This window comes from Massilia sp. Masssp93 (assembly GCF_059491295.1).
In genome coordinates this window covers 4,896,692-4,909,387 of sequence record NZ_CP168502.1, presented here as the reverse complement: position 1 = coordinate 4,909,387, position 12,696 = coordinate 4,896,692, and the positions used below count along the sequence as shown (strand labels likewise).

Below are 12,696 nucleotides of genomic sequence, written 5' to 3'. Positions count from 1 at the left end.
AGTGTCGCGGTTCGGCGGGGCGGGCTCAATCACCCGCGAGGTCATGGAAAATTGACCTCCGAGGTCATGGACCTACATCTGCCGGAAGTGGTACAGGTAGTTCCGGCTGACCGGCAGCACCTCGTCATGGCCGCGGATATGCAGGTCCGCCGTCTCGTTCATGCCCCTGACGACTTCGCTCACGCATGCCAGGTTGACGATGACGGAGCGGTGCGTCTGGACGAAGCGCTCGGGGTCCAGCTGCTCGGCCAGTTCGCGGATGCCCTTGCGGATCAACGCTTCGCCTTCGTCCCACACGACGCGGGTGTACTTGTCGTCCGCGCGCAGGAAGCGCACCTGGTCGACGGGGATCAGGCGCAGGCTGGTGCCCACCGACGCCTTGATCCACTGGAGCCACGGCGACGCCGGCTTGCCGCGCCGTTCCAGCCGGGCCGCGAGCTGGTCGAGCATGGCGTCCAGCGCGGCATGCGCCGGCGGCGGCAGGGCCAGCTGGCGCTGCAGGCGTTGCACGGTATCGGCCAGGCGGGCCTCGTCGATCGGCTTGACGATGTAATCGATGGCGCCCTGCTGGAACGCCTGCACGGCGTATTGCTCGTAGGCGGTCACGAATACGACGTGGGCCCGGCGGGCCAGCTGGCGCGCCGTGTCGATGCCGTTCTGCCCCGGCATGTGGATGTCCAGGAACACGATATCGGGCTGGTGCTGGGCGAACAGCTCGAGCGCCTCGGGACCGTTGCGCGCGTCGTCGACAAGCCGCAATCCCGGCCACAGGGCCGCCAGGTGGGTGCGCAGGCGTTCGCGCAGCAGCGGTTCGTCGTCGGCGATGAGTGCGGTGCACGGCTTCATGGCTTGCCTCCAGGGTAGAAATGCAGTTCGACGCGCACGCCGTGCGGGACCACCTCGTGCAGGTCGACGCGCGCGCCCTCGCCGTAGAAGGCGTGCAGGCGGGTGCGCAGGTTCGACAGGCCGGTGCCGGGCTGCGCCGTTTCCGACATGCCCTTGCCGGTGTCGTCGACCCACAGGACCATCGCGCCCGTCGTGTCGTCGCAGCGGCCGCCCACGTCGATGCGGCCGCCGTCGATGTTGGGATCGATGCCATGCCGGATCGCGTTCTCGACCAGCGTGAGCAGCGCCATCGCGGGGAAGCGCAAGGCGCCCGCCCGCGCCGGCGCCGCCACCGTGAACTGCAGGCGGTCGGGCATGCGCAGCTGCATCAGCTCCAGGTAGGAACGGACCAGCTGCAGTTCCGTCTCCAGGGTGGCGTCGGCATCGTTCAGGCGCGGCATTGCGGCCCGCAGGTAGGCGATGAGGTGGCGCAGCACCGGCCCCGCGTTGGGGGAGCCGGAGGCCACGAGGGCTTCGACATTGGACAGCGTATTGAACAGGAAATGCGGTTCGATCTGCGCGTGCAGCATGCGCAGGCGCGCGTCCAGCAGTTCGCGCTCAAGCCGGTTCTTTTCCAGTTCGACCCCGAGCCGGTCGGCCCGTTCGCGCTCCCTGCGCTCGTTGCGCATCGCGACCAGGGAAAACAGCACGCCGAAAAAGATCGCCAGGAACACCATCAGGAAGTGTCCGACCAGCGTCTGGGTGTCGCCGAGATAGGCGATGAAATGGCTCCGTTGCGTCACCAGGGCAGTGACGAGGGCCGCCACGGGCGCCGTCAGCACGACCGCCGCCAGGCGCGCGGGCCCCAGTCCCATCCAGCGTGGACGCAGTGCGCCGGCAACCGAGTAGGCCATCAGCAGCGCCGCGCCGATGAAGCCGATGCGGCCGAAGACGCCGAGATAGGACGTGCCGCTCAGCACGTGCAGCAGCCAGGACAGCGACAAGGTGAAGACGGCGACCACGGCGGCCTGCCGGGCGGTCGGCAGCAGGACGCTGGCTGGGCGGAGAGAGGGCGTCGTCGGGGACATCGAGCCACGATACCTGCAACCCGACCGTCGTTCAAGTCCCGGAAACCGTCGCCGGTCGCATCGTTCGCCCAACCGTCTTGTGCCCGGGAGCGGGAAATGGATAACTGCCGTATCGATCATCCGAGGGAGAACAACAATGGTATCGGGTAATGCAATCACCGCCTCCTGGCGCGCCGGCAGCACGCACGGCCGGGCCGCACGGGCGCTGGCGTGGGCGGCAACGCTGTGGTTCGTCGTGACGGTGGCCGGACAACTCGTCTTCGCGGCCTATGTCGTGCTGCTGTATGGCGGGGCGGCGGTCCGGGGAAGCTTCGGGCAATGGAATACGGTGATGACGCATGGTCACGTGGCCGGTGACGGCGCGGGGAACGCCGCCACCGGCATCCACCTGCTGACGGCGGCCACGATCATGCTGAGTGGGGCGCTGCAACTGGTTCCCCGCCTGCGCGCGCGGGCGCCCGCGTTCCACCGCTGGAACGGCAGGATCTATCTCGCCGCCGCCGTCGGCGCGAGCGTCACCGGCATCTACATGGTCTGGTGGCGCGGGGCGGTCGGCGACGTCGTCCAGCACATCGGCACGAGCGTCAACGGCATGCTCGTGCTGGCGTTCGCGGGGATGGCGCTGCAGCGCATCCGCATGCGCGACGTCGCCGCGCACCGCCGCTGGGCAATGCGCCTGTTCCTCGCCGTCAGCGGCGTGTGGTTCTTCCGCGTCGGCCTGATGTTCTGGCTGGCGGTGAACGGCGGTCCCGCGGGGTTCGACCCTGGCACGTTCCGGGGGCCGTTCCTGAGTTTCCTGGCGTTCGCCCAATTCCTGCTGCCGCTCGCTGTCCTGGAAACCTACCTCGTCTGCCGCGCACGCGGCGGCGCCGGCGCGCACTGGTTCATGGCGGGCGTCCTGTCCGCGCTGACGCTGGCGCTGGGCGTGGGCATCGCCGTCGCGACGGTGGGCATGTGGCTGCCGCACATGTAGTCGGGCATGCCGCGCGTCGCATCAAGCATATGGCATGGAAGATAACAGTTATTTCTAAAAAGAATTAGAACGATACCGGAAATGATGGTACTGTGTAGTACCAAAAATTTCTATTGAGAAATATCATGCATTCCATCCGGCCTGTCATGCTCGCTCCCGTCACCCTCGCTTTCGCCCTCCTCGGCGGTTCCGCCAACGCGGCCGTGCTGAACCTGATGGCACCCGTGGGCGGCGCGAACCTGTATGCGATCCACGACTTCACGGCGCCGTCGAGCGACGTCGAGGGCGCGGTCGTGGCCGGCGGCAATGTCACGATTTCCAGTTATTCGATCAATCACAACAACAAGGATGCATTCGGCACGGACGGCTATGCGCTCGTCGCCGGCGGCAACCTGGCGTTGCAGGGCGGCTCGATCGAGAACGGCAAGGCTTACGTGGGCGGCACGAGCGCGCTGACGTGGGCGGCGACGCCGGACATGTCGACCACCAATCCCGTCGATTTCAAGGCGACATCAAACTATTACAAGGGCGTGGCCGATGCGTTGTCGGACCTCGATCCGACCGGCTCGGTGACGCGCCTGTGGAGCGGCGTCAAGGTGACGGGCAACGGGAGCGGCGGCGTCGACGTCTTCGATGTGTCGTCGGACCTGTTCGCGAATTCCAGCAGCTGGACCCTGGAACAACTGGTGCCGGGCGAGACGCTCGTCTTCAACGTGAGCGGCGGCGCCGGCACCTTCAATAACGGCGGCATCAGCTTCGAGCCGCTCGCCGGCTACAACGTGCTGTTCAACTTTTACGAAGCGACGAGCATCGACGTGCGCGGCGTGATCGGCAGCGTGCTGGCGCCGTATGCGACGCAGACCGCGAACTGGGGCGTCATCAACGGCAACGTGATCGTCGATACCTGGTCGTCGACGGTCCAGGTCAATTCGAATCATTATTTCAACGCGGTCGACATCGCCGGGCTGAAAACGGGGCCGAACGACAACGACACCCCGGCGCACGTGCCGGAGCCGGGCAGCGTGGCGCTGGTGCTGGCCGGGCTGGCGGCGGCGGGTGTGGCGAGGCGGAAGCGCCGACAGGCCTGATGGCGCATGATCCGTCGTCCCCGCGCAGGCGGGAACGACGTTACTCAAGCATATCGGCATGGTCCGTCGTCCCCGCGCAGGCGGGGACCCAAGTATCAAGCATATCGACCTGCTTCAAGCGTAATCCAGCTGCGCGCAGATTGGGTTCCCGCCTGCGCGGGAATGACGTTACTCGAGCGTATCGGCATGCTTCACGCGTATCGGCATGATCCGTCGTCCCCGCGCAGGCGGGGGCCTCAGTTTCGAGCATATCGACCTGCTTCAAGCGTATCGATCCGCGCGCAGACTGGGTTCCCGCCTGCGCGGGAACGACGTTACTCAAGCATATCGGCATGATCCGTCGTCCCCGCGCAGGCGGGGACCCAAGTATCAAGCATATCGACCTGCTTCAAGCGTAATCCAGCTGCGCGCAGATTGGGTTCCCGCCTGCGCGGGAACGACGTTACTCAAGCATATCGACCTGTTTCAAGCGTATCGATCTGCACACAGACTGGGTTCCCGCCTCCGCGGGAACGACGTTACGCCGGCACCGCCACCACCGAGCGCCGTCCATGCGCCCGCATCGCGAGCGCCAGCACGACGCCGGACAGCGCCAGGCCGGCTGCCACCCATTGCGGCGACGCGTACGAATAACCCAGGGTCAGCGGAATCCCGCCGAGGAATGCGCCCAGGGCATTGCCGATGTTGAAACCGGACTGGCCCAGCGACGAACCCAGCATCTCCGCTTCGCGCGAGTGCTCGATCAAGAGCATCTGGATCGGCGGTCCGAGCGCCAGCGCATTCGCGCCGACGGCGAACGCCAGCACCATCATCGCGGGCTGCGACCATGCCAGCAGCGCGTTCAGGCACAGCAGGGCAACCATCGAGATCAGCAGCAGGATGATGGCCGTCAGCGGCGGCATGCGGTCGGCCAGCTTGCCGCCCGCGTGGACGCCGACCGTCATGCCGACGCCCACCGCCGTCATGATCAGCGGAATCGTGTTGGCGTGGAAGCGGGTGACGTCCGTCAGCAGCGGTGCGATATAGCTGAGCCAGGCGAAGAAGCCGCCCGTGCCGATCGACGTGATGCCGAGCGCCAGCCACAGGTTCCGCTTGCGGAAGATTTTCAGGTCCTGGCGCAGGCCGGCGCCCGGCGTCGCTTCGAAATACGGGATCAGCTTGTGCAGCATGATCATCGTCGCGAGGCCGATGGCGGCCACGATGAGGAACACGAAGCGCCAGCTCATATTGTGGCCGAGCCAGGTCCCGGCCGGTACGCCCAGCACGTTCGCGATGGTCAGCCCGGAAAACATGCTGGCGAGCGCGGCCGCTTCCTTGCCCTTGTCGGCCAGGCGCGTCGCGACGACGGCGCCGACGCCGAAGAACGCACCGTGCGGCAGGCCGGCCAGGAAGCGGAACAGCAGCATCGTGTGGAAGTTGGGCGCGAACGCGGACAGCGCGTTGAACGCCGTGAACATCAGCATGAACCAGATCAGCACGCTGCGCGGCGGACGGTGCGACAGCATGCTGACGAGCGTCGGCGCGCCCGCGACGACGCCGACCGCATAGGCCGAAATCAGGTAGCCCGCTTGGGGAATGGAGATGTCAAGGCCGGTTGCGATATCGGGCAGGATGCCCATCATGACGAATTCCGTCATGCCGATACCGAAACCGCCCAGGGCCAGGGGAACCAGGCTCTTCTTGATCATTGTTCGTTCGCTTTGTATTGACGACCCGGGCGAAAAAAGACCGCGCGGGGGTGGAGGAACCGGACATTATGGCGGCTCACGACAGGTGAGTCCGCTTTTGAGTCGTGATGTCCGGTATAGCCTCGGATGATAGCGGTATCAGGCCGAGTCCGCTTGCGGGTCCTCGTTTTCCTCGATCCACAGGATGCGGCCATTGCCCGCTTCGTTCAGGCGGGCGACGAATGCCGCCGCCTTGCCGTCCGGCAGGTGGAAGGCGAACGAGACGGCGTCCGCGTGCCGGACGGCGTCCAGCGTGGCGCCGGCCGCATCCAGTTCGCGCCGGATCAGGCCCTCGAGCGGGTAGGGCGCGTCGCAGCGCAGGTGGCGTTGGCGGATGATCGGCATTTTTTGCGCGGCCAGCAGCGCCTGGGCCACGCTGTCCGTGTAGGCGCGCACGAGCCCGCCCGCGCCCAGCTTGATGCCGCCGAAATAGCGCACGACGGTCGCCAGCACGCCTTCCAGGTCCTGGTGGCGCAGCACGTCCAGCATGGGGCGTCCGGCCGTGCCGCTGGGCTCGCCGTCGTCCACGGCGGCCGATTGCCCACCCGCCAGCAGCGCCCAGCACACGTGCGCCGCGCCCGGATGCGCGGCCCGCAGCCCCGCCACGATCTTCTGCGCCCCGGCCCGGTCCGGCATCGGCTGGACGCAGGCGATGAAGCGGCTCTTCTTGATGATCAGTTCGTGATGGACGGGGGTGAGGATGGTCTGCGGCATGGGGCGTACAGCTTACTGTATTTCTGGACATGTCGCACATGGGAGTAAAACTACATTTGACGGGAGAATCGGCTTGAATTCAATGATTCATGATGTTACTTTACTACAAATTATTCTGGGGACATCATGAAGAAACTGATTTTGGCCGTCTCGGCCTGGTTGCCCGCCCTCTGGGCCGGCGCCGCGCCGTATGCGATCCAGCACGTGGAACCGCCGAACTGGTGGGTCGGCATGACCTGGTCCGACCTGCAGGTGATGGTGCATGGCGACAGGATCGCCGAGCTGGAGCCGGCGCTGGCTTACCCCGGCGTGCGCATCGCCGGCGTGGAGCGCACGGACAATCCGAATTTCCTGTTCGTGAACCTGAAGATCGGCGCGACCGCCCGGCCCGGCGAAGTCAAGCTGCAGTTCAAGCGCGGCAAGGAGATCGTCGCCACGTACCCCTATCGCCTGGAAGCGCGCCGCACCGGGTCGGCGCAGCGGCGCGGCTTCGATTCCGGCGACGCCGTCTACCTGCTCGTCCCCGACCGGTTCTCGAACGGCAATCCGGCCAACGACGATGCCGGCATGCGCGAACAGAGCGACCGCACCGTTCCGACGAAGCGGCATGGCGGCGACCTGGCCGGCATGCAGGCGCAGCTCGATTACATCCGCGGCCTCGGGTTCACGATGGTCTGGCCCACGCCGCTGCTCGAAAACAACCAGCAGGCGTACTCCTATCACGGCTATGCGCTGACCGATTACTACAAGGTCGATCCGCGCTTCGGCAGCAACGAGGACTACCGCAACTACGTGGCGGCGGCCAATGCGCGCGGCCTGGGCGTGATCCACGACGTCGTCCTGAACCACATCGGCTCGGGCCACTGGTGGATGCAGGACATGCCGGCGTCCGACTGGATCAACCACGGCAAGACGTACGTGCAGACGAACAACCAGCACACGGTCGCCCAGGACATCCACGCGGCGCCGGAAGACAGGGCGCGCTTCTTCGACGGCTGGTTCGACACCGCGATGCCGGACGTGAACCAGAAAAACAAGCTGGCGGCGCGCTACCTGATCCAGAATACGCTGTGGTGGATCGAGTACGCGAACCTGTCCGGCATCCGCGAAGACACGTATTCGTATGCCGACCCCGGCTTCCTGCTCGACTGGAACCGCGCCGTGGCCGCGGAATATCCGCACCTGAACGTCGTCGGCGAGGAAATGGACGATCGCCCGTACATGGTCGCGTACTGGCAGAAGGGCGTCGTCAACCGCGACGGCTATCGTTCCGGGCTGCCGTCCGTGATGGATTTCCCGCTCGTGGACACGGCACCGAAGGCGCTGACGGCGCCGGAAGACGGCGGCCAGGGCCTCATCAGGATCTACGAGACCATCGCGGCCGACTACCTGTATGCCGATCCGCTCAAGCTGATGGTCTTCCCCGACAACCACGATCGTCCGCGCGCGCTGGCGCAGGTCGACGGCAACGTCGATCTGCTGAAAACAGACCTGATCCTGATGGCGACGACGCGCGGCATCCCGCAGATGTTCTACGGGACGGAAATGCTGATGCAGGGCCCGAAGGAGCGCAACGACGGCGTGCTGCGCGCGGACATGCCGGGCGGCTGGGCGGGCGACAAGGTGAATGCGTTCACGGGCGCCGGCCTGTCGGACGGCCAGCGCGACATGCAGCACCTCGTGCGCACGCTGTTCAACTGGCGCAAGACCAGTTCCGCCGTCAAGTACGGCAAACTGACCCACTACATCCCGCGCGACGGGCACTACGTCTATTTCCGCCACGACGGCAAGCAGACGGTGATGGTGGTGCTGAACAAGAATCCGCGGGCGACGCAGCTGGACCTGGCGCGCTTCGGCGGCATGGTCAAGGACGCGCGCCAGGGACGCAACGTGCTGACCGGCGCGAACGTCGACCTGCGCGCGCCGCTGGCGCTGCCGCCGATGACGTCCGTCGTCGTCGCGTGGTAGCGGGTGTGGCGCGATAATCCGCGTAATGCCAAGGGTCTCTTTACCATTCCCGATCTCGAGAACATGCCGTAGCGCGCGTTTTGGGAGGCCGAGTATCGCGCGGTGGCAGCCCGATTTGCGTTTTTACACAGCCTCGCCCTGAACCGGCCGGTCGTGTGAACTCGCGCGCGAGGCTGGCCCTGGCAGTGGTTCAGAAGCTCGTGCGCGCGCCGGTCCGCTCAAGCGCCACCACGAAGGCATCGGCCAAGGTCGCCTTGGTTGTCACGTTCTGCAGGTCGACGCCGAGGTGGACGATGGTCTGGGCGATCTGCGGACGGATGCCGCTGATGATGCAATCCGCGCCCATCAGGCGCGCGGCCGCGATGGTCTTCATCAAGTGCTGGGCGACGAGCGTGTCGACGGTGGGCACGCCCGTGATATCGATGATGGCGATCGTCGCGCCGGTCGACACGATTTTTTCCAGGATGCTTTCCATGACGACCTGGGCACGCATGCTGTCGAGCGTGCCGATCAGCGGCAAGGCCAGCACGCCTTTCCACAGGCTGATGACCGGCGTCGACAGCTCCAGCAATTCAAGCTGCTGGCGCGCGACGATCTGGTCGCGGCCGCGCTGAAACTGCTCGACTGTGTACAAGCCCAGGCCGTCCAGCACCGTGCTGAGCGTCCATACGGCGCTGGCCAGGACGGTTGGCTGCCCGGCCAGGCTGTCGCGCAGCAGCGCGAAGATCGGCTGCTTGATCGAAAAGATGAAGGCGGCCGTGTCGCTGGCCGTCGAGCCCGCCTTGGCGCGCGTGGACGATATCTCTTCCAGCACCTTGCGCATGTCGTTCCAGGCGCGGCTTTCGATGTTCGCGGTGGGCTCATCCCGCATCGCTTTCACGAAGGCCGTCATGAAATCGGCGCACTGGCTGCGTTGCATCTCCCTGTTGACCTTGCGGTTGGCCAGCGTGTGGATGTCGAGATGCGCTTCCCACTGGGCCTGGATGGCGTTGCGCTGCGCCTCAAGGAAGTCGGTGAAATGGGAAAGGTAGGAGGTCGTGGTTGGGGGCGTGGTGGCGGTCATCGTTGCTCCGTGTCGGTCCAGCTGTGTACTTCATCAACCGACCGAGCGGGCATCGGGTCTCGTGGGTATAACCGATCGACTATACCACCTGTCCCCGTGCACACTTGCGAAGTTTGCAAAACGATTGCAACACCAGCGAGCTTTCCTGGCGGATAATGCGGGGATGCGACATATGCCATCCGACGCCATTCTGGAGAACCACGCCCCGCTGCACCTCCTGTTGACGGTGGCCATCCGCAGCGAGATCGACGTCATCGCGTCGCGCCTGCGTGCGCGCCAGATCACCGCCTTGTGCGGCTTTGGCAACCACGAGCAGACCCGTATTGTAACGGCCGTCTCGGAACTGGCCCGCAATGCCTGCATCCACGCATCCCGCGGCAGCGTGCGCTTCTTCATCGGCGAACTCGACGGGCGCCAGGCGTTCGTGGTGGCAGTCGACGACGAAGGGCGGGGCGGCCCGGAAGACGCCGGGCGCCAGGGCGGCGATGGCCGCATCTTGGCCGTGCAGCGCCTGATGGACAGTTGCGCGATCGGGATCGGGGCCGCGGGTACGCAGATCGTCGTGGCCCAGGCTTTTCCAGCCCAGGAGATGGAACTCGATCTCGGCGCCATCGACATGGCCATGTCCCAGCTTGCCGCGCTGCCGAGCGCGGTCGCGCTGTCCGATGCCCACCACCAGAACAACGAACTGAGCGATGCGCTGGCGGCGCTGCAGGCGAAACAGGATGAATTGCTGGCGGTGACGGCCTGCCTGGAACGCACCAACGAACAAGTCGAGGCGCTGAACGTGCGCCTGAACGAAAAAGCCAGCGCACTGGTCTCGGCCGACCGGCGCAAGGATGAATTCCTGTCCATCCTCAGCCACGAACTGCGCGGGCCCCTGTCGGCGGTGGCAATGGCGGCCCAGCTGCTGGAAAAGGGGCGCGATTACGGCGTCGACCAGGGTAGCCAGGGCGTCAAGCTGGGCCAGCTGATCACGCGCCAAAGCGGGCACATGAGCCGCCTTGTCGAGGACTTGCTCGACGTCTCGCGCGTCAGCCGCGGCCTGGTGTCGCTCAGCCGTACCGCGATCGACATGCGGGACGTGGTCGGTGCCGCTGTCGAGCAGCACGCGCCGGCGGCAAGCGCGAAGGGCCACGCCGTTGTGCAGCATGTGCCGTGCACACCGTGCATCGTGGATGGCGACCGCACCCGGCTCATCCAGATCGTCGCGAATCTGCTGGGGAATGCGATCCGCTATACACCGGACGGGGGTCGCATCGACGTCAGCTTGCACCTGGACGCGCATTGGCTGCTGGTGCGGGTGGCCGACAACGGCATCGGCATCGCGCCCGGTGCGATGGCGCACCTGTTCGACCTGTACACCCAGGCGGAGCGTTCGTCGGATGCTCGCAATAGCGGCCTGGGACTCGGGCTCGCGCTCGTCAAAAGTCTCGTCGAGGCGCATGGCGGGAGCGTCGAAGGCCGCAGCGCCGGCGCCGGCCTGGGCAGCACGTTCGACGTGCGCCTGAAGCTGTTCGCGTCGGGCTGATCTACGCCGGTGCCCCAGCCCACGTGCCCAGGTCGATCTGCTTGCAGCGTTCCGAGCGGCATGGGCGGTATTTGTTGGCGGAGGCATTCGACTTGCTCCGCAGGCTCATCGGAGTATGGCTTCGGCGTGGAGGTCACAATAACGAAACCGAGTAAGTCGAGTCGAACCCATTGAACGACGGCTTCGGGGCGGTTCCTGCCGTGCACTGACGGCAGCGGTCGGCCAGGAAGCAGACCAGGGTGAAGGAGAAGGAAGCTTAACGATGGCAAGGGCGCCGATGAGTAGAACGGTTTTGCGCGTGAAGTCGATTGCATCGTGCTTCGTAAGTGCAGTCGCTCTCACATACTTGTCGCTGGTCGTGCCGGGACACGTCACAGCGGTCTGCGGCAAGCTGGGCACGTCCATCGACTGCGCGGTACTCGCGTACGGGTTTCCGCTGCCATTCCTTGCAGATAGTCAGGCGATATCACCAGTCGGCTCGGTGGCCAGAGACCCTCTGTCGATAGCGATAGGTATGGATGACCTTCTGTGGCCACGGCTTGGTCTTGCGTTCTTGTTTTGGATGCTCGCGGTCTCGATCAGTGCATCGGCGTGGCGGCGTTGGATGCGAAGACGAAAAAGCAGTACCAGTACGTCTGCTTAGGGTCCAGGCTGTGTAAAAACGCAAACTGGGTGGCGCGGCGCCCGCGCCCGGCCTCTTAGAGCGGCCGCTACAGCGTTTTTTCGAGGTCGGGAATGATAAAGAGGCCCGTGAAAACGGGCAGATTTCGCGTTTTTACACAGCCTCGGTCGAGAGCCGCCTGTCGTGACAGTCCGCGAATTTTTCAGTTCGGCAACCTGCTATGCTGAGCTGAATGGCCGGGTTCGGCCACAAGCGGACATGACGAGATAACCAAGGAATTTCTTGATCCCCACGACCAATCTGGACAGCAGCGTCGCGCACGGCGCAAGGAGCGGAAAGACGCGTCTGCCTGCCGACCTCGCGGAATTCTTTGTCTTCGTCAGATTGCCCACGCGTGGCCATCCCCGCCGTGAAAAGCCGGGCCGGGTGTTTCGGACAATTGCCACGCTGTTTGCGTTCACTGCGCTGTTCGCGCTGCTGGTGTCGATACCAACTTTGCTGTTGTTACGAAGCTTGATCGGGCTAAGGTTCTGCATCGATGTCGAGGGGGGAACGTTCCTGGTCCTCAGCGTGACGGTTGGCCCCCTCGTGGAAGAGCTGCTGTTTCGGGCGGGGCTACGCAGCGCGCGCTGGACGATGTGTGGGATGCCTGCGCTGATCGCCCTGTTCGCGCAGGGATGGCAGAGTCCGCTGGCAATTGCCGCCGTGACGAGCGTGGCGTTATTGATTGATGTGGCCATCCGACGCCGCATGGGGGCGGAGGCCGAAGCCATCCTGCGCTGGCGCCGTGGCCGTGCATTCCTCGCGCGCTACCCGCTGATCGTGCGCGGCTATGCGCTCGCGTTCGCCCTCGTCCACATCATTAACTACGTATCTGACCCGGCGATCGGCTGGCGTGCCGGGCTGGTCGTCTTCGCGGTGAGCTCCCAGCTTGTGCTCGGGTTGGTGCTCAGTTTCCTGCGTCTACGCTTCGGCTTGGGAACCTCGATCCTGGCCCACTGCGTCTGGAACGGGCTTGTGAACATCGTGGACGCGATCGTAGGGTAGTTGAAGGAGCCTAACCAAACCCCGGCGAACAAAAATGCGAAACTCAGCTC

11 protein-coding genes are annotated in these 12,696 nt (G+C 65.3%); 5 read left to right on the top strand and 6 right to left on the bottom strand.

Annotated elements, in window-relative coordinates; translation table 11 throughout:
• Positions 1–72: 72 nt before the first annotated feature.
• Both ACEN9Q_RS20300 and ACEN9Q_RS20295 read right to left on the bottom strand, forming a co-directional pair.
• Positions 73–846, bottom strand: a complete 774-nt coding sequence (locus ACEN9Q_RS20300; protein ID WP_495625808.1) for a LytR/AlgR family response regulator transcription factor — start codon at positions 844–846, stop codon at positions 73–75.
• On the bottom strand, positions 843–1,913 hold the full coding sequence (locus ACEN9Q_RS20295) for a sensor histidine kinase (RefSeq protein WP_495625807.1): 1,071 nt from the start codon (positions 1,911–1,913) through the stop codon (positions 843–845). Before ACEN9Q_RS20295 ends, ACEN9Q_RS20300 begins: the two co-directional genes overlap by 4 nt.
• A gap of 136 nt (positions 1,914–2,049) precedes the next feature.
• Here ACEN9Q_RS20295 and ACEN9Q_RS20290 point away from each other — a divergent pair, with 136 nt between their 5' ends.
• Entirely contained in the window at positions 2,050–2,886 is an 837-nt protein-coding gene (locus tag ACEN9Q_RS20290; protein WP_495625806.1) for a DUF2306 domain-containing protein, read from the top strand.
• A 125-nt stretch (positions 2,887–3,011) separates the two neighbouring features.
• A complete protein-coding gene (locus ACEN9Q_RS20285; protein WP_495625805.1) occupies positions 3,012–3,974 on the top strand; it encodes a choice-of-anchor A family protein in 963 nt (320 codons plus the stop codon).
• 518 nt (positions 3,975–4,492) lie between these two features.
• On the opposite strand, the gene ACEN9Q_RS20280 is transcribed toward ACEN9Q_RS20285, so the two are convergent.
• Together ACEN9Q_RS20280 and ACEN9Q_RS20275 are read right to left on the bottom strand one after the other, a co-directional pair.
• The gene (locus tag ACEN9Q_RS20280; RefSeq protein ID WP_495625804.1) at positions 4,493–5,662 is read right to left on the bottom strand and encodes an MFS transporter; all 1,170 of its coding nucleotides are present in this window, start codon (positions 5,660–5,662) and stop codon (positions 4,493–4,495) included.
• A 138-nt stretch (positions 5,663–5,800) separates the two neighbouring features.
• Positions 5,801–6,415 carry an IMPACT family protein gene (locus tag ACEN9Q_RS20275; protein WP_495625803.1) on the bottom strand — a complete coding sequence of 205 codons (615 nt, stop codon included), beginning with the start codon at positions 6,413–6,415 and terminating at the stop codon, positions 5,801–5,803.
• A 126-nt stretch (positions 6,416–6,541) separates the two neighbouring features.
• Here ACEN9Q_RS20275 and ACEN9Q_RS20270 point away from each other — a divergent pair, with 126 nt between their 5' ends.
• A complete protein-coding gene (locus ACEN9Q_RS20270) occupies positions 6,542–8,383 on the top strand; it encodes a glycoside hydrolase family 13 protein (protein ID WP_495625802.1) in 1,842 nt (613 codons plus the stop codon).
• Positions 8,384–8,573: 190 nt separating this feature from the next.
• Here ACEN9Q_RS20270 and ACEN9Q_RS20265 read toward each other — a convergent pair whose 3' ends face one another.
• Positions 8,574–9,446, bottom strand: coding sequence for an STAS domain-containing protein (locus tag ACEN9Q_RS20265; RefSeq protein ID WP_056443926.1), 873 nt, complete (start codon positions 9,444–9,446; stop codon positions 8,574–8,576).
• 172 nt (positions 9,447–9,618) lie between these two features.
• Between ACEN9Q_RS20265 and ACEN9Q_RS20260 the strand changes: the two genes are divergently transcribed.
• On the top strand, positions 9,619–10,977 hold the full coding sequence (locus tag ACEN9Q_RS20260; RefSeq protein WP_495625801.1) for an ATP-binding protein: 1,359 nt from the start codon (positions 9,619–9,621) through the stop codon (positions 10,975–10,977).
• A gap of 1 nt (position 10,978) precedes the next feature.
• Here the strand turns inward: ACEN9Q_RS20260 and yacG are convergent, their stop codons facing one another.
• Positions 10,979–11,086, bottom strand: coding sequence for a DNA gyrase inhibitor YacG (yacG, locus tag ACEN9Q_RS20255; RefSeq protein ID WP_082548071.1), 108 nt, complete (start codon positions 11,084–11,086; stop codon positions 10,979–10,981).
• Between the two features lie 795 nt (positions 11,087–11,881).
• Here yacG and ACEN9Q_RS20250 point away from each other — a divergent pair.
• A complete protein-coding gene (locus ACEN9Q_RS20250; protein WP_495625800.1) occupies positions 11,882–12,646 on the top strand; it encodes a CPBP family glutamic-type intramembrane protease in 765 nt (254 codons plus the stop codon).
• Positions 12,647–12,696: the final 50 nt, after the last annotated feature.

What these genes read in the sequence shown, in the direction of transcription:
- ACEN9Q_RS20300 (WP_495625808.1), bottom strand. Translation starts at nt 846, where the DNA reads ATGAAGCCGTGCACCGCACTCATCGCCGACGACGAACCGCTGCTGCGC.
- ACEN9Q_RS20295 (WP_495625807.1), bottom strand. Translation starts at nt 1,913, where the DNA reads ATGTCCCCGACGACGCCCTCTCTCCGCCCAGCCAGCGTCCTGCTGCCG.
- ACEN9Q_RS20290 (WP_495625806.1), top strand. Translation starts at nt 2,050, where the DNA reads ATGGTATCGGGTAATGCAATCACCGCCTCCTGGCGCGCCGGCAGCACG.
- ACEN9Q_RS20285 (WP_495625805.1), top strand. Translation starts at nt 3,012, where the DNA reads ATGCATTCCATCCGGCCTGTCATGCTCGCTCCCGTCACCCTCGCTTTC.
- ACEN9Q_RS20280 (WP_495625804.1), bottom strand. Translation starts at nt 5,662, where the DNA reads ATGATCAAGAAGAGCCTGGTTCCCCTGGCCCTGGGCGGTTTCGGTATC.
- ACEN9Q_RS20275 (WP_495625803.1), bottom strand. Translation starts at nt 6,415, where the DNA reads ATGCCGCAGACCATCCTCACCCCCGTCCATCACGAACTGATCATCAAG.
- ACEN9Q_RS20270 (WP_495625802.1), top strand. Translation starts at nt 6,542, where the DNA reads ATGAAGAAACTGATTTTGGCCGTCTCGGCCTGGTTGCCCGCCCTCTGG.
- ACEN9Q_RS20265 (WP_056443926.1), bottom strand. Translation starts at nt 9,446, where the DNA reads ATGACCGCCACCACGCCCCCAACCACGACCTCCTACCTTTCCCATTTC.
- ACEN9Q_RS20260 (WP_495625801.1), top strand. Translation starts at nt 9,619, where the DNA reads ATGCCATCCGACGCCATTCTGGAGAACCACGCCCCGCTGCACCTCCTG.
- yacG (WP_082548071.1), bottom strand. Translation starts at nt 11,086, where the DNA reads ATGAGCCTGCGGAGCAAGTCGAATGCCTCCGCCAACAAATACCGCCCA.